Genomic DNA, 16728 nt, shown 5'->3' with positions numbered 1-16728 from the left:
AGATTAAAAATGCATTTATCAGCGAAAGTTAAAGCCGAAATAGATAGTCTAATGGACAAAATTAAATTGGATCAGAGTGATGATGGATCATGGAGATATTGTTTCGAAAGCGGTCCTATGACAGATGCCTATATGATTATTATTTTAAGAACGATTGAATGTCATGATGAAGAATTAATTATGAAACTGGTAAATCGTTTATTAATAAAGCAAGACTCAAGTGGTGCTTGGAAGCTTTTTGATGATGATTCAGGAAATTTATCAGTAACTGTAGAGGCATACACTGCATTACTATTCTCTGGTTTTATAGAAATTACTGATGAAAAAATGAAGAAAGCAGAAGAATTCATTCTCCAAAATGGGGGATTAGAGAGTGTACACGTCTCAACAAAATTTATGCTCGCATTACATGGGTTGTACCCTTGGCCCAGGTTTTTTCCAGTCCCTCTCCTTTTAATGAATTTACCAAAGTTTTTTCCTTTCTCCTTCTTTAAATTTAGTTCTTATGTTCGATTCCATTTTGCACCACTTTTACTATTAGGACATAAAAAATTTACGATTAAAAATAAATGGACGCCATCTATACAACATTTGTTCACGAACAAAAAAATTAAAGAGATTAGAAAAAAAAGGAAATTTCCAAATTTTAAAATGCCTTTTATTAAGTCATTATCCAAAGTGGGTATTAAAAAGGCTGAGCAATATATTCTTCAAAGTATTGAAGGAGATGGAACTTTATCAAGTTATGCCAGCGCCACTTTTATTGGAATTTATGCACTTCTTTCATTAGGCTATCAAGTTACTTCTCCCGTAATACAAAATGCTGTTTTAGGCATAAAATCTTTCCTATTCGAATTGGAAGATTCCCTTCATATCCAAAATTCCCCTTCAACAATATGGGATACAGCACTTACTAGTTACGCATTACAGGAGGCAGGTGTACCAATAAATGACAGAGCAATCGTGGCCGCTTCAAACTACTTAGTCTCCCTCCAACATACAGTAGTCGAAGAAGATCATAAGATTTATTTAGGAGGATGGGGATTTTCAGAGAGCAATACTCAAAACCCTGACGTAGATGATACACAAGCAGTCTTAAGAGCTACAACTAATATCTCCTTAATAGATGTCAATTATAGAAAATCCTGGAACGCCGGAGTGAAATGGTTATTTGATATGCAAAATAAAGACGGAGGATGGGCGTCATTTGAAAAAAACAGTAATAAGTACTTAAAACTCATTTTCCCTATCCAAAATTTTGTTGATACTGCAGTTGATCCATCTACGGCGGACTTGACCGGTCGAACAATCGAATTTCTAGGTTCTAAATTAAAATTAAATATGGTTCATCCAAGAATTGAAGATGGAGTTAATTGGTTAATCCATCATCAACACGAAGATGGTTCCTGGTACGGTCGTTGGGGAATTTCATATATTTATGGAACATGGGCTGCAATTACTGGTATGAAATCGGTCGGTATCCCTTCAAGCCATGCTAGCATTCAAAAAGCTAACAACTGGCTACTCAATATAAAAAATGAGGATGGTGGCTGGGGTGAGTCTTGTAAAAGCGATATAGAAAGAAAGTATATCCCACTATCCTTTTCGACAATTGTTCATACATCATGGGTAGTTGATACGCTTATTTCGATCAACGATTACCCTACTAGTGAAATTGACGATGGAATTTTAAACATTTTAAACTGGTTAAAGGTCCATGATAGGCGATTGACCTATCCAACAGGTGGAGGATTACCAGGCCATTTTTATATAAATTACCATAGCTATCGTTATATTTGGCCCTTATTGACTTTAAGCCATTATCTAAAAAAGTATAAGACAAGTGACTAATTAACGCTTTCTAGTTAAACGCCTTGTCCATATTTTATTTGATTGCATATAATACATTGTTATTTGTGTGTATGTCATTTAAGTTTATGGTTTAAACAATAAAGGAGTGGCTTTATGGGAAGTCTTGACCCAAGTTTAATGAGAGAATTTTGTGGTAAAGTTTGTGATCCTCGCTATTTTCCGCGTATTTATAGTATTCTTCGATCATATCGTAGCAATGATTTAAGAAGCCGAGAAGGTGCATGTCATATGATTGATAGACTATCAGATTGTTGTCGTACATCAATAACTGAGGAACAACGTGAAAACGCAGCTCAATGGCTAATGAACTGTAATGTAAACCCACAAGATCCTTCTCACCAAAGAGAAATGTGGAATATGATAAAAAGTAGTAGAAGACGTTTTTGGTTTTAATTAATTGCTGACAGTAATTTTTAATATTTTTAAAGTAAAAGGCCTAAAATTCCTTCTTTTTAAATCATTTCTAAAGGGAATTTTATTGGCCTCTTTTTATGCATGATTTTATACAAGAATAAGAGAATACATTAGTTGTATTGCCCCCTACAAATGTTAAAAAATCAACAACGTATAAAATTTGCATAGCTAGATAAAACACATAAAAGCTAACCCCTTGCCGCAGAAGGGTTTGGCTTTTTGTTTACTACCGTCAAGATTTTTTATGTTAACTAGAATTGCATACTTCATTCATAAGGAAATGCACAAGGATATTTTTGTTTTAATAAAAAAACATATATATCATTGAAATATATGTTTTGATAATATATATTAAGAATATGAAAACATTAAATGAAGATCAATGGATAAACCAACTTAAAAAAGGAACATTCGAATTAAATGTTTTATTGATTTTGAAAAAAAAAGATTCGTATGGTTATGAATTAGTAAAACGTCTTAATGAGCTTCCGTTTTCTTCAATTTCTCAGGCGTCAATATACCCAATACTTAAGAGATTACTAGTTCTTAATTTAATTTCATTTTATTGGATGGAAATGGAAGGTAAACCAGCTCGAAAGTACTACAGAATCACTGGGGAAGGAGAAAATTTGCTATTCCAAAGGTTGGAGGATTATAAGAAAGTATACGAATCTGTTTTAACTTTGGAAAGGGAGTTGTAATTTATGCATAGCACTTTAGTAAATAATTTTTTAAATGATTTAAAGAAAGAATTGTCTTCTTTACCTAATAAAGAAAAAAATAATTGTATTACAGAGATTGAAGACCATCTATTTTCGTTAATAGAAGAAAAAAAAGCAATGGGGGTAACAGAACAAGTTGCAATTGAATCTTCTTTAAGTGAATTTCCCAACCCTAAGGTTCTTGCGCATGATTACATAAAAAATAATCAAGAAAAATTAACGCATGATCCAACAGATAATATGGATTTTAAATTTAGATATAAGTCTGCGCTTATTGTTATGGGATTAGCAGAGTTAGCTTTATTATTAACAGATCAAACATTAAGTGTATATTTAGGTATAATCGGTTTGGTAATGCTTTTGTTTGGAAATATTTTGGTAATTAGACATAAAAACTGGAATAAAGATAACATTAAACAGCTTTTATGGGTAACTATTGGAATATGGATGTGTCTTCCATTAGCATTATTTTTCTTTTTTAGAAGGAATGATATAGACTATTTCTTAATTGGCTATATGATTACTTTAACTATTTTAATTATTATTCAACATTTGATAATATATAAGACATTAAAATCTAAGAACTACAAGGTATAACGGATATCGTTATACCTTTTTTGTATCAATTTTTTGGAAAAACATGGAAAATAGTAATCTATTATACTAGTATTTAGAATGTTGTAAAAATTATATCAGGAGATGATTTCTAGAAATGAAAAAAGCAATGATAGTTTTATCTGTAATTTGTATGTTTTTTAGTTTTGGATTAGGACCTAATGCAACAGCAGCAGCAACGGATTGTAAATGTACTGCTCTACAAGATAAGGTTGCTAAAGAGTACATAAAACAAGCATCTAAATCTGATGTTTATAAAAACAATGTATCTAGTAAAAAAATTGAAGATGGACAAGCTATGTTATTTGAAGCAGGAGAAAAATTTCCTGAAGACGTAGTTGTTGTAAGTGGAACAGTTGGTGAAGATCAAAATAATGCTGTTCAAGTATTTATAACTCCAAAAGATAAAAAGATCGTGAGAGTTACTCATATCCAGTCAGAAGGTTTAAATAACCAAGATGCGTTTACTTTAAAATCTTATGATTCAGAAGGAAACTTACGTGCAACTTCTGATGGAACAATTAATGATATGCGTGAAGGTACAGTTACAGTTGAAAAACAAGAAGTACCAATGAAAGATGGTATTTCTACTTTATCTCTTGATCACTCTTCGCTTTGGTGGGCTTGTCAATTTTCTAGTTTACTAGTTTGTTTAGGGGCAGCTGGAGTTAATGTTTTACTAGCTCTTGCTTGTAGAACTGTTTTTAAATATTTTGCATGTAGCAACCTTTGATACGTTATTTATCAGACAGAAAAAAGGATCTTCAAAGTGGTCTTATCCTTGTCAAGTAGACAATAAATAAAAGGTACGCTAATTAAGCAGCCATAGCCCTATATTCAGTGGGGCTAAGGTTGCTTAATTTCTTTTGAAAACGTTTATTATTATAAAATTTCATGTATTTTTTAATTGCTGCTGTTACTTCTTTTGAAGTTTTGAATCGATATCGGTAAAAACATTCAGTTTTAAATTGGCTAAAAAAACTCTCTATACAAGCATTATCCAAACAATTTCCTTTTCTGGACATACTTCCTTTTATATCGTATCTTGATAATAGTTGATTATATCTTATTGAGGTGTATTGGAATCCTTGATCGCTATGTAGTAGGAGTCCTTTTACATCTCTTTTTTTTATGGCTGATTTTAAAGTATCAGCTACTAGCTTTAGATCGTTTCTATCACTTATCTTGTATGACACAACTTCATTGTTATATAGGTCTAAGATGGCAGATAAATAGATTTTCTTTCTATTAAACTGTAAACAGGTTATATCTGTTACCCATTTTTCATTAGGGCGTGTAGCTGAAAATTCTCTGTTTAGTTTGTTTTCTGAAACAACACATTTTTCTTTACGTCCAAAATATCTCCACTTCTTTTTCCTTATCTTTGCTTGAATTCCATTCTTTTTCATTAAACGATAAAGTCTTTTATGATTAACTTTCAAACCATACGTTTTCTTTAACCATGTTTTAACTCTTGGGTAACCATAACTCCAATTAATATCAGGATCTTCTTGGGATTTAATGATTTTTAATACAATAGTTTGATCTTCCAATTCCTTATTTGAAGGGTTACTTTGGCGTTTTAACCATTTATAATATCCACTCTTTGAAACGCCAGCTATTTTACATAAGATCATGATAGGAAATTGTTTCTTTAGCTCATGAATTATTCTGTATTCTAATGATTTTTCCCTTCTTTTACCAGCCCCCTTTTCGCAGCTAATAGCTTTTTTAAAAAGGCATTCTCTGCTTCTAATCGATTGATTTTTTCGGTATTACTTTCATTATCTATTTTGGCTTTTCTTCTAAGTAGACTGTCAGAAGTTCCTCTTTTTTCATCTAATCCTTGAATTCCTTCTCGTTTGTAGTGTGTTATCCATCTTTGAATAGTCGCAAATCCTATACCTAGTTCTTTAGCTATTGATCTAATCCCCATATCTTTCTTAAAATACAAATCAATAGCTTTCACCTTAATTTCTTTAGAATAAGTTTTTTTTATTTTCCCCATAAAAAAATCCCCTCCTTAATAGACAGTACGATCCTTTCTTTTGACTGTCTACTATAAGGGGATAATATCAAAGTGAAGGTCCTTTTTTAATTGCCGATAAGAATCTTTATGTAAACTAGATATTCATATACAAAAACAAAGATACAGAAGTTAAAATATATGTCAATAATGACAATGTTATTGATGTTAACACTAAAAATGATGATGATAATTATCTTCAAAATCTTTCTTTTAAAAAAGGCTTCGAAGATAAATCGTGAAAAAGAAGATAAATCTAAACTGATTAAAATAGCAATTAGAAAATTATTGGGTTATTGAAAATAATAATCATCCCTTAACAGTTTTATACTCCAGAACTATTATTCTTCAAGTTCATCCATATTCCCTAGATTTTTATGTTGTTTCTCCTTGCCAACATGGGTATAACTAGAGGTTATTTCACTTGATGTATGCCCTAATTGTGTTTGCAGCCCGATCAAATCTTTATTTGCTGTCCAATGCTTGGTTGCGAAAGTATGACGTAATTTGTGTGGTGTTAAACGTTTATTTACATTAAATGCTTTCGAATATTTTTCTACTAGATCCTGAATCGATCGAGTAGATAGGGGTGAGTAACTTCCTTTATATTTAGTGAAAAATACATGTTTTTCATCGGTAGCACATCCATAATTTTCTGCTCTTGTATGCAAGTATTCTTTTAATTCATCCATAGCTCTTGGACTTACAGTGACATATACTTTTCCTGATTGCCCCTTACGATAAACTCCTAATAAGTTTTCCTCAAAATTTATATCTTCTAATTGTAAAAATGTTAATTCAGACAATCGTAATCCGCTGCCTAAAAAGAGCGATAGGATGGCCAAATCTCTATATTTATCCCTTTGGAAAAATCTTAATTGGATAGGGGAAAGGGACTTTTCATATTCAGCTGCAACAAAATCCAAAAAACGTAAATCCTCATTTCCTTTATAGATATTATGTTCAAAAGAATCAGCACGTTTCGCGGGATCTGAACTTACTTTAGTAGTCTCTATTTTTGCAAAAACATTTCGATAAAAGTATGGTTCTTTCGTTATAGGATCCTCTGATTTTTGTGTTAAATAATTAAATAAACTTTTAAGTGCACTAATACGTCTATTAACAGTTCTTGGTTCGTATTTACCATCAAGATAACCCTGATACTCTTCAGCTTCTTCTAGAGGAAGTTCAGCTAGTATCGAAATAGGTATATCAACAGGTGAGATAACATCTTTATCTAGTTTATCTAATACCCAAGTATTATCGGCTAAGAAATTGAAAAATAACTTATAATCATTAGCATAGTTAAATAGAGTAGTAGCTGATCGTTTACGATTATTCTGAAAGTACTTAAACACGTATGGTGGAAGAGAAGGTAGCAGAGCTTTTAATTGATGAAGATGTTTTTCTTGTTGTAAATTTTTCGTTTTCACTTCAAATTGCTCAATATCCTTAAGTGTTTTTGATATATGATGCATAGTATCATTCCTTATCTTACTTTCTTCGACAAAGTTCGCAAATAATCCATTTTATACGCATACTTATTTACATAATATAATGATTAAAAAGTGTCTGAAATTTTTATGATATGTTGTGTAAATGTTTTAAAATCTACAAGATGATTCTCAATTATTTTTTCTACAATATCAAGGTTAACGCTTTGATAATCATGCACAGCGATATTTCGAAATCCAACCATTGCTTTTAATTTCGTTGAAAGGTCTTGAGAGAGCAGGGAGTTAGCTACTAATAAATCAAACGCATCTCGACTTGTTTGTGGAATTCCCAGTTTTCTAACCGCCACTAAATGCATAGCTAAATCAATACACGCTTCACAAGCTCTTTGTATGTTTAGAATAATAGAATCTTGCTTAGTAAAATCATTAAGATTCAATGGGTTATTTTCATAAACTTCATTTATTCTAGAAATACAACGTTCGATTGTAGAAATTTTATTTAAAATTACTTGATTATTCATAAATTGAACCTCTTTTCTTGATATTTTTTAAGATTTCAATTCTTTCTTCATTCAATTTTGCGTACATCTTTAAGGTTTTCATTTCAAAATTTATTCTCCGTTCATCATCTGCACAGTATATTACTTTCCCATTATGTATAATTTCAGCTTGAAATACTGTTGAAGCATTGATTAAATCTATTAAATCAACGTTGTAATTTATAATATTAGCTAGTTCTTGTGATAATAAAAATCGTTCATAATTACTTAATTTAGAATCACTAAGATATGCTATATCATAATCACTATCAGGTCGCATACGATCTTGAGCTGCAGAACCAAATAAGAAAATAGCATATGGATTAATTTTTTTGATTAATGTCTCTGTTATTTTTTGTAGCAATTCTTGAGGGATCATTCAGATTTACCTCCTAAATTATGTAAATTCATATTTCATTATACCACATTTATATACTCAATAAACAACTTCGCGTTTAACTTTAATTATATGCGAAGCTTATTTTATATTAAGTGTTCTAGATAAGTTGGATAATACTAGGAAAGCCACCCTTTTTAAGGATGGCATATTAGTTTTATAATCTTTTAGGATTACTTCTACAAATATAATTATCCATCAGGATTTGAATAATTAATATCAAGTTTATTAATCTTTGCAACAGAATCACTACTATTTCTAATTTACATATCATTTGCACCAGAACCGATTTAAATAATATAAAAGAAATTGTTAGAGTCTTGCCGTAGTCAACAAATTTACTGTCTAGATGCAGAGTGCCGAAAAAAAGTGAAGAAAACAAAAAATAACTCTAAAATCAACTTTTATTGTATATTTTGGAGTTACTTGACGTTTATGATCATCATAAGGATTTGCCTCTTTCCCTACATTCCTTATCTCCGAATTTGTCCATTTCCACGAATCACGTATTTTGTAGAAGTCAATGCAGGAAGCCCCATTGGTCCCCTTACATGTAGCTTTTGCGTACTGATGCCGATTTCTGCACCAAAGCCGAATTCAAAACCATCAGTAAAGCGAGTCGAAGCATTATGGTAGAGCGCCGCGGCATCTACGGACGTGAAAAACTTGTTCACACTTTCTTCCCTTTCTGTAATAATCGCTTCGGAATGCATGGATCCATAAGTATTGATGTGGTTAATAGCTTCTTCAACAGAGGAGACCATTTTGACTGCCAGCGTGAGAGACAAAAATTCAGTTCCCCAGTCTTCTTCTGAAGCAGGTACAATAGAAGAATCGATAGCCAGTGCCTTCTTATCTCCACGTAGCTCTACTCCTTTTTCCTTTAAGGAAGAAAAGAGCTCGGTACCAAATCGGTGCGCCCACTCCTCATGAAGTATAATTGTTTCAATTGCATTACATACAGATGGTCGCTGTGTTTTTGCATTTATAATAATATCAAATGCCATCTGTTTATCCGCTGTTTCATCAATGAAAATGTGACAATTTCCCGCACCTGTTTCCAATACAGGAACAGACGCTTCTCTCACTACAGTATCTATTAGCTGTTTGCCACCTCTTGGGATAAGAACATCCAAATACTCATTTAATGTAAACAGCTGCTTTGCACTATATCGTGACGTATCTTCAATGAGCTGTACGCTTTCTGGAGGCAAGCTCGTTTGTTTAAGAGCTCGGTGAATGACAGCTACGATGGCTTTGTTAGAATAAGTAGCGGAAGAACTGCCACGCAAGATCACTGCGTTTCCTGTTTTCAAGCAAATTGTGGCCGCATCCACAGTTACATTCGGTCGCGCTTCGTAAATCATCCCGACAACACCTAGTGGCACACGCATTTCTTGAATAGACAATCCATTCGGTCTTTCCCATGTGGTTACACATTCTCCAACAGGATCACGCAAATCAATTAGCTGCCGGATACCCTCTGTCATATCAATAATGCGCTGTTCATTCAGCGTAAGGCGGTCAAGTATAGAAGCAGACATTCCATTTGCTTTACCTACTTCAATATCTCTTTTGTTCTCCTCCAAAATATAGGGTGTTTCTATTATCAATTGATCCGCAATCGCAGCAAGTGCCTTGTTTTTTTGAACTGTGGATTTGAGAACAAGTTCTCCAGCTATCTTTTTCGCTTTTTGTCCCTTTTCTAATACTTCATTCATCTTCATTTCCTCCTTTTAAAGATTCAAAATATAAAAACTTGAGGCATGTTTAACTTTGACAACTTGGAACGATCATCCAAGACTCTTCTACATAGATATTAGGTGAATCAATCAGATTTAGGACGGAGGATTCCGCCCTCTTCACTTGAACGGATCCTCTCTATTCTTAAAATGAAACCCAATTATCCCTATGAATGACTTCATAGCTATGTCTTACGCCTTGAGCCTGAATGACGTGACTTTGCATCCCTTTTATATCCTGTAGTTCCTCTGCACTATATCTACATTGACCTTTCCCTATCAAGAGTCCTTGTTGTGTGATGACCTCCACAACTTCACCCGCTCGAAAGAACCCAGACACATTAGTAACACCAGCAGGAAGAAGACTTTTTCCATGATGAATGATGGCAGAGGCTGCCCCAGCATCTACTTCAATTTGTCCACTAACAAGCGAATGTAGCGCGATCCATTGCTTGTTCATCTTAATCACTTTTTGAGGAGCATTACCGATATACGTTCCATCACCTTTACCCTTCAAAACATCTAAAAACTTCTCCTGTCCACGTCCTGTTCCGATAAATACACTCACTCCAAGAGATAGTGCCGTCTTTGCAGCATCGATTTTTGATTTCATACCGCCAGTCCCAAGTTTTGAGCCCGCATCTTCAGCAAGAGAAGCAATTTCTTCCGTAACCTCAGGGAGGAAATAATACTTTTTCGCGTCCGCATTTTTCTGAGGGTTTTGGTCATATAAACCGTTCACATCCGTAAAAATCATGAGCATATCCGCCGAAACAAGCCCACTCACTAAAGCTGACAGCATATCATTATCACCAAAAGTCAGCTCCTCTAAAGAAATTGAATCATTTTCATTGATTATTGGAAGAGAGGAACGATTTAGTAGCTCTTCTAAAGTGGCATATGCATTACTGTATTGATCTTTTCTAGAAAAATCAATTCTCGTCAGCAAAAGCTGCGCGGTAACGATACCATATTTACGGAATTCCTCCGTATACGCCTGCATTAACAGACTTTGTCCTACAGCCGCGGCAGCCTGCTTCCCTTTAATTGTTACAGGTCGACTTGGATACCCAAGAGCAGAAAAACCTGCAGCAATTGCCCCAGATGTAACCAGCAACACTTCATGTCCTTCCTGTTTCAATTGCGCCAAAGCAGCAACATGATCAGAAAGCTGTTCCTCAGAGATACCTCCATGATTAACTGCCAAGGAACTGCTTCCAATTTTCACGACAATTCGCTGTTTTTTCACTTTTGTCCCTCCTATTCTAAATGCGAATTTTTTGTAAATTAATCTTCTAACATGCTATTTAGCAATAAAGAGCAAAATAAAAATGACCGCTTCGCCCTTAATAAAAAGGACGAAACAGTCATTGTTCCGCGGTACCACCTTTATTGATATAAATATATATATCCGCTTGACACCTATAACGAAGGTATACGCCTAAACTTTCGTTTAAGACTCAGGGATAGGTTCGATACTTTCTATACGAGGAATCTTTCAGCCGGTGAATTCCACTCTCTTTCGCAAGAAGATATATGTACTAGTTCCCTTCGACGATTTTCAATTTGATTTTTATACATTATGCAATATAGTGCGTTTTTATGTCAAGAGGCATTTTTTAAATTAAATTAATTTTCTAAACATCTCTTAGCATAAAGTGAAATTCATGTCTAAACATAAGTTTTTTTATATTCATTACGTTGTTAATAGTGATGTATTACTAATCTTCAACATGATTTAAAATTTGATTAGTTAATATATAACAAAGATACTAAATTATTTAGAATATACGCGTTTCATACAGAATAAAACTGATTTCTATATTTTTTTATATTGCAAAAAACAATGTACTCTCTTAAAATGTTTTTTTATATTGCATGGGATATTATCAATTTTTTCAGAATAATAATTTCAAACCGATATAATTTATTTTAGAAGGAGCAAAATTGAGTAAATATGGATAAACAAATTGGATTCATTGGATGCGGAAATATGGGGATAGCTATGATTGGAGGGATGATAACCAAAAATATAGTGCCTTCGGATAAAATAATTTGTTCAGATTTAAACCATACAAATTTAAAAAATGCTAGTAAAAAATATGGTATAACTACAACTACTGACAACAATGAGGTAGCTAAAAATGCTGACATTTTAATTTTATCTATCAAACCAGACCTATACTCATCAGTAATTAACGAAATAAACGAACAGATAAAAAACGATGTTATAGTCGTAACTATCGCTGCAGGAAAAAGCATTAAAAGTACTGAGGAAGCTTTTGATAAAAAGTTAAAGGTTGTAAGAGTAATGCCTAATACACCTGCTCTTGTTGGAGAAGGAATGTCTGCGTTATGTCCTAATGAAATGGTTACAGAAAAAGATTTAGAGGATATACTAAACATTTTTAATAGTTTTGGCCAAACAGAGATAGTAAACGAAAAATTAATGGATGTTGTAACATCTGTTAGTGGTTCTTCGCCAGCATATGTCTATATGTTTATAGAAGCCATGGCAGATGCTGCTGTATTAGATGGTATGCCAAGAAATCAAGCATATAAATTCGCAGCTCAAGCTGTATTAGGCTCTGCAAAAATGGTACTGGAAACGGGAATACATCCAGGTGCATTGAAAGACATGGTTTGTTCTCCAGGTGGAACGACAATAGAAGCTGTAGCAATATTAGAGGAAAAAGGCTTAAGAACAGCTATCATTTCAGCTATAAAGCGTTGTACGCAAAAGTCTGTTGAACTATCCAGTCTCATAAAACATATGTAACACAAAAAAAGGCGATTTTTTGTTCCGTTTTGAACGAAAAAAAAGTATCAGAAATTATAGATTCTGTAGAAAACATAGAAAATGAATTCAAAGATCTTTTGGAATTATCGATTAGATGTAAGTTTTCCAACTGTACTCATACAACTGAGCCAAAGTGTGCAGTTAAAAAAGCAGTTTCTGAAGGCATTTTCTTAGAAGTAAGATTAAATAACTATTATAGATTTAAAAATGAAGCAGAATATGTTTCTGAGAAAAAGAATAAAACCAAAGCTATTGATTATATGAAACAACTGAAGCTCTTTCAAAAGTCTTAGAATTAAGGGTAACAGCTTTATACTACTAAATATGTCGGTCTACTATTTAACGAAGGGAAAAGCCCGATAAATATTGAATACTTGTGGTAATGTTAGTTTGGTATTTGTGAAAGAGTTTTTTATATAAAATTGAACCTGAAAAATTAATAAGCCAACCGTCGAGTCTTTTTATACTATTTGTTCAATAAGAGGGTTTCCACTATTTTTAATAGTCACATACAAAATGTGTAATGTAGAGAATATCAAAAAAAATAAAAATTACTGGATTTCAAAAAGTGGAGAAATTTACATGTAAAATATTGTATTCTAGTACTCCTTAGATATTTTTATCTTGGGAGTATTTTAGTGTATTAATATAGTTTTTATGAAAAACCAGAATAAAAGTTGAGGATGGGATTATAATCAATCGAATCTTAATTGTAGAAGATGATCACTACATTAGTGAGATGATAAAGGATACTTTGGTGAAACATGGATATGCAGTTTCCACCGTCTTTGATGGTGAAGAGGCATTACAGATAGTAGAAGTACAATATTTTGACTTAATTTTACTTGATATTATGATTCCGAAAATTGATGGGATGGAATGCTTAAAGATTATTAGAACCAAAAGTATGATGGCTCATCTAAAATAAGGATTTCAGGCTTTGTAATAATTGCTCTAGCAAAGCCAAGCCTCTGCCACTCGTTTGGCTTTTCTTCTAAGTAGGCTGTCTGATGTTCCTCTTTTTTCTTCTAAACCTTGGATTCCTTCTCGTTTGTAGTGTGTTATCCATCTTTGAATAGTCGCAAATCCTATACCTAGTTCTTTAGCTATTGATCTAATCCCCATATCCTTCTCAAAATACAAATCAATAGCTTTCACCTTAATTTCTTTAGAATAAGTTTTTCTTATTTTCCCCATAAAAAAATCCCCTCCATAGTAGACAGTACAATCCTTTCTTTTGACTGTCTACTATAAAGGGATAATAACAAGTGAAGATCCTTTTTTTATTGCCGATAAGCGTATTTATGAAAACAAGCGTGTAACAACTCTTCCATACGATTTATCATATAACTGGTATCTATATACCAAAACGTATATATACTGTTTAAACTACTACCAACCCCTTACAATTTTATTAACAATAATAAAAAAGAGAGTGTCCCTAAAAAGTCACCCCTTTAAGACACCCTATGTTTTATCAATAATCCCTTAACCAAGTCCACGAACTGATAATCCACCATCACTAGAAATGACTTCACCAGTTATCGCTCGTGACTGATCAGATGCTAAAAGTACATATGCTGCAACATGATCTTCAGGCATTTGTGCTAGTTGAAGTGGATTTCTTCTTTTTATATTGCTTGCTTTCGTATCATTATCTACAGATTTAGTAAAAGTACGTAAAGGTGGGATGACAGTTAGTGCTGTTAAAGTTCCCCCTGGTGCTACTGCATTTACTCGTATATTTGGTGCTAGTTCAAAAGCAAGCTGACGCATTAAACCAATTTGAGCATGCTTACTAGCCGTGTACCAAACTCCACCACCGTCTGGGTAGAAGCTTGCACCTGATACAGTAAAAATAATATTACCATTTGTTTTTTGTAATTCCTCTAAAGCTGCTTTTGCACCAAAAAATGAGCCTTTTACGTTTATATTTAAAAGGTAGTCATATGCCTCTGAAAGGGCTTCGGGTGTCACATCAGCAAATTTTGCAAAGCCATCAAAAACGCCTGCATTCGCAATAAATACATCTAGTTTACCAAACTGTTCAACTGTCGCTTTTACAGCTCGCTCATTGTCTTCATATTTGCTTACATCACCTTGAATGATAAGGAGATTGTCATTAAATTCTTCTTTCATTTGCTCTAGTGTTTCAAGTGAGCGACCTATAATACTTACCTTTGCTCCCTCTTGAACGAATCGTCTCGTAACGGCTGCTCCTATTCCAGATGCGCCGCCTGTAATTAACACTACTTTATCTTTTAATAACATCACTTAGCCACCTTTCTTCTATTAAACAAAGATTGCAAGATTTCTAGTATTAATTGTTGTTTGATCTACAATAAATACCCTCTTGGAAAGCTTCCATTTCCCATCTTCATATGTAAACTCGTCTTTACGTTCTCCAGAAATTAAATCATAGTGAATATCTGTGCTACGGCTTCGATAGATCAGTAAATAACTATTAACCACTGCCTTCTCTTCTTTAACAAACTCTTTTACGCTTACATTGCTTACAAAACGGCGGGTTCTTGAAGGAGGAATTTCAGCCCATGCATAGTCGGTTTTCAATCGATCTACTCGAAGCTTTAATAATTCAATATCATCATTAAAAGTAAACATCTCAGTTGAATAGTCTGGGCGTTGTGTTCCCTCTTTATTTACGCGTACAGGCATTTGATAGATTAAATTCGAGTGCATTAAACGAAACCATTCATCAAATTCAATATCATCAAGTAATTCTGCTTCATCAATTAACCACTGTTCAAATTCTAATTTTGCTAATAGTTTTTCAATATTCATTTCCTTCCTCCCTCCTTTATTACTTGGTCATTAATTCAAGCCAGTACTGGTAGAAATTACGTTGACTTGCTTCTGTAAATTTATCATCATAGGCTACACCTGGTCCGATAAAATCGACAGGTTCACGATGTAGTCCCATTGTATAGTTATAAGTTAAATTCTTTTGAAATGGCATTGGACCTTGAGCAGCTTCTGTTATGTCTGTGAAAACTTCAGTATCATCTTGCTCAAAAATACCAGATGGGCTAAACGTTAAGATAAAGGAATCTCTTGATCGATTCTTCCATTCCTGAGAAGCATTTTTTTCTACTAGCATCCAAGCAATTACTTCCATTTTATTGTGACTAATTGGTCTCCACATTCTAATTGAAGTATTCGAAATTAATTCGCCCTTAATTTTTGTGTGAGATATTAAAAATGACATATTCGGAAAAGCATTACCAATCATATTTTTTAAGTTTGATAAAACTTCATATTGTTCTTCTGACAAATTACTTTTATATTCATCCTTTAATTCTTCAGGAAAAGCAAAGTCTGGGTTTGGTGTTCCAAGGTTTAATCCATGTCCGTTTTCAGTGTGAATTTGAAAACCACGCTTCGAGTATGTTGCATTTGGTACCATACCTAATTTGGCAATTGAACCGTGAGTAACCATCGTATGGTAGGAATCACCTACAAAGTTATCAGAACCGACTTTCCAGTTTGAATTAACAATAAAACGTTGCGGAGCTCCAATTACTTCCATCTCTGCACGTCCTACTACAATATCTAAATACCACTTAAAATCACCGAGAAATTCTTCAAGAGGCTCTGCATTTTCGTCCCAGTTTCCAAATAAAAGACCTTTATATAATTCTAGCTTCACTTGGTGAAGACCCATTTTTGATCGGTCGAGTCTCTCACCATAAATATCTTTTTGAAGCGGTACCCCAACAAGCTCACCTGTATTTTTAAAGTTAAACCCGTGATATGGACATGTAAATAAAGTCTTGTTTCCTTTATCAGCACGGCACAGCTTCATACCACGGTGAGTGCACATATTGTAAAATGCATTGATTTCACCATTACTATCTCGTGAGATAATGATCGAATAACCTGCAAGTTCACGTGTCATAAAGTCCCCCGGATTTGGGACTTCAGATTCATGACCTAGAAAAATCCATGTTTTTAAAAATACTTTTTCATGTTCTAATTCGTAAACCGATTTATCACCTAGAAGATATGCAGGGATGATTCCTTCATCTGGTTTGACGGTTTTATTTAAGTAATTTACTAGTTGCTCTTTTGACAATTCATCTAAAGTTTTTTCTGTTTTAATCACGCTCACACTCTCCCTTCATTT

At 33.4% G+C, this 16728-nt stretch carries 19 protein-coding genes, 1 pseudogene and 1 other annotated feature; of the genes and pseudogenes, 8 read left to right on the top strand and 12 right to left on the bottom strand.

The window, feature by feature from the left end; genetic code table 11:
• The first annotated feature begins 9 nt into the window (after nucleotides 1-9).
• The 5 genes from B6K90_RS12905 to B6K90_RS12885 all read left to right on the top strand — a co-directional run bounded on the left by B6K90_RS12905 (nucleotide 10) and on the right by B6K90_RS12885 (nucleotide 4356).
• Nucleotides 10-1851, top strand: coding sequence for a terpene cyclase/mutase family protein (locus B6K90_RS12905; RefSeq protein ID WP_088013183.1), 1842 nt, complete (start codon nucleotides 10-12; stop codon nucleotides 1849-1851).
• 114 nt (nucleotides 1852-1965) lie between these two features.
• Nucleotides 1966-2265, top strand: coding sequence for a hypothetical protein (locus B6K90_RS12900; RefSeq protein WP_088013182.1), 300 nt, complete (start codon nucleotides 1966-1968; stop codon nucleotides 2263-2265).
• A 380-nt stretch (nucleotides 2266-2645) separates the two neighbouring features.
• Nucleotides 2646-2987 (top strand): PadR family transcriptional regulator, encoded by a 342-nt coding sequence (locus tag B6K90_RS24580; protein ID WP_088013181.1) that lies wholly within the window; start codon nucleotides 2646-2648, stop codon nucleotides 2985-2987.
• Nucleotides 2988-2990: 3 nt separating this feature from the next.
• Nucleotides 2991-3605 (top strand): HAAS signaling domain-containing protein, encoded by a 615-nt coding sequence (locus B6K90_RS12890; RefSeq protein ID WP_088013180.1) that lies wholly within the window; start codon nucleotides 2991-2993, stop codon nucleotides 3603-3605.
• A gap of 115 nt (nucleotides 3606-3720) precedes the next feature.
• Entirely contained in the window at nucleotides 3721-4356 is a 636-nt protein-coding gene (locus tag B6K90_RS12885) for a hypothetical protein (RefSeq protein ID WP_088013179.1), read from the top strand.
• Between the two features lie 82 nt (nucleotides 4357-4438).
• Here B6K90_RS12885 and B6K90_RS12880 read toward each other — a convergent pair whose 3' ends face one another.
• From B6K90_RS12880 to proB, 7 genes are all read right to left on the bottom strand, one after another.
• Complete coding sequence (locus B6K90_RS12880) at nucleotides 4439-5347, bottom strand: IS3 family transposase (RefSeq protein WP_235821804.1); 909 nt, start codon at nucleotides 5345-5347, stop codon at nucleotides 4439-4441.
• A complete protein-coding gene (locus tag B6K90_RS12875; RefSeq protein ID WP_088013178.1) occupies nucleotides 5302-5631 on the bottom strand; it encodes a transposase in 330 nt (109 codons plus the stop codon). The genes B6K90_RS12880 and B6K90_RS12875 overlap by 46 nt, the downstream gene beginning before the upstream one ends.
• A 359-nt stretch (nucleotides 5632-5990) precedes the next feature.
• Nucleotides 5991-7127: a tyrosine recombinase XerS gene (gene xerS, locus B6K90_RS12870; RefSeq protein ID WP_088013177.1), complete on the bottom strand. Its 1137-nt coding sequence runs from the start codon at nucleotides 7125-7127 to the stop codon at nucleotides 5991-5993.
• Between the two features lie 83 nt (nucleotides 7128-7210).
• Nucleotides 7211-7627 (bottom strand): type VII toxin-antitoxin system HepT family RNase toxin, encoded by a 417-nt coding sequence (gene hepT, locus B6K90_RS12865; protein ID WP_088013176.1) that lies wholly within the window; start codon nucleotides 7625-7627, stop codon nucleotides 7211-7213.
• On the bottom strand, nucleotides 7620-8024 hold the full coding sequence (gene mntA, locus B6K90_RS12860; RefSeq protein ID WP_088013175.1) for a type VII toxin-antitoxin system MntA family adenylyltransferase antitoxin: 405 nt from the start codon (nucleotides 8022-8024) through the stop codon (nucleotides 7620-7622). Before mntA ends, hepT begins: the two co-directional genes overlap by 8 nt.
• 491 nt (nucleotides 8025-8515) lie before the next feature.
• Nucleotides 8516-9763, bottom strand: coding sequence for a glutamate-5-semialdehyde dehydrogenase (locus B6K90_RS12855; RefSeq protein ID WP_088013174.1), 1248 nt, complete (start codon nucleotides 9761-9763; stop codon nucleotides 8516-8518).
• A 166-nt stretch (nucleotides 9764-9929) separates the two neighbouring features.
• A complete protein-coding gene (proB, locus tag B6K90_RS12850; RefSeq protein ID WP_088013173.1) occupies nucleotides 9930-11033 on the bottom strand; it encodes a glutamate 5-kinase in 1104 nt (367 codons plus the stop codon).
• A 102-nt stretch (nucleotides 11034-11135) separates the two neighbouring features.
• Nucleotides 11136-11348: a binding site (T-box leader), on the bottom strand.
• 393 nt (nucleotides 11349-11741) lie between these two features.
• On the opposite strand from proB, the gene proC reads away from it, so the two are divergent.
• The 3 genes and pseudogenes from proC to B6K90_RS12835 all read left to right on the top strand — a co-directional run.
• Nucleotides 11742-12563, top strand: a complete 822-nt coding sequence (gene proC, locus B6K90_RS12845) for a pyrroline-5-carboxylate reductase (RefSeq protein WP_088013172.1) — start codon at nucleotides 11742-11744, stop codon at nucleotides 12561-12563.
• A gap of 53 nt (nucleotides 12564-12616) precedes the next feature.
• Nucleotides 12617-12877 carry a ribosome small subunit-dependent GTPase A gene (locus B6K90_RS12840; protein WP_407920520.1) on the top strand — a complete coding sequence of 87 codons (261 nt, stop codon included), beginning with the start codon at nucleotides 12617-12619 and terminating at the stop codon, nucleotides 12875-12877.
• 377 nt (nucleotides 12878-13254) lie between these two features.
• Nucleotides 13255-13479: pseudogene (locus tag B6K90_RS12835) on the top strand (response regulator transcription factor); the annotation flags it as partial.
• Here the strand turns inward: B6K90_RS12835 and B6K90_RS24575 are convergent.
• From B6K90_RS24575 to B6K90_RS12815, 5 genes are all read right to left on the bottom strand, one after another.
• On the bottom strand, nucleotides 13478-13531 hold the full coding sequence (locus tag B6K90_RS24575; RefSeq protein WP_407920519.1) for a hypothetical protein: 54 nt from the start codon (nucleotides 13529-13531) through the stop codon (nucleotides 13478-13480). The pseudogene B6K90_RS12835 and the gene B6K90_RS24575 overlap by 2 nt on opposite strands.
• A 7-nt stretch (nucleotides 13532-13538) precedes the next feature.
• Entirely contained in the window at nucleotides 13539-13781 is a 243-nt protein-coding gene (locus B6K90_RS12830) for a helix-turn-helix domain-containing protein (RefSeq protein WP_088013169.1), read from the bottom strand.
• 291 nt (nucleotides 13782-14072) lie between these two features.
• Nucleotides 14073-14855 (bottom strand): SDR family NAD(P)-dependent oxidoreductase, encoded by a 783-nt coding sequence (locus B6K90_RS12825; RefSeq protein WP_088013168.1) that lies wholly within the window; start codon nucleotides 14853-14855, stop codon nucleotides 14073-14075.
• A gap of 21 nt (nucleotides 14856-14876) precedes the next feature.
• On the bottom strand, nucleotides 14877-15386 hold the full coding sequence (locus tag B6K90_RS12820) for an aromatic-ring-hydroxylating dioxygenase subunit beta (RefSeq protein ID WP_088013167.1): 510 nt from the start codon (nucleotides 15384-15386) through the stop codon (nucleotides 14877-14879).
• A 19-nt stretch (nucleotides 15387-15405) separates the two neighbouring features.
• Nucleotides 15406-16707 (bottom strand): aromatic ring-hydroxylating oxygenase subunit alpha, encoded by a 1302-nt coding sequence (locus B6K90_RS12815; protein ID WP_088013166.1) that lies wholly within the window; start codon nucleotides 16705-16707, stop codon nucleotides 15406-15408.
• Nucleotides 16708-16728 lie beyond the last annotated feature (21 nt).

This window comes from Gottfriedia acidiceleris (genome assembly GCF_002128425.1).
GTDB classification, from domain to species: domain Bacteria; phylum Bacillota; class Bacilli; order Bacillales; family Bacillaceae_G; genus Gottfriedia; species Gottfriedia acidiceleris.
Note: the sequence above shows the minus strand (reverse complement) of the source record. Positions and strands in the feature narration are given on the sequence as shown.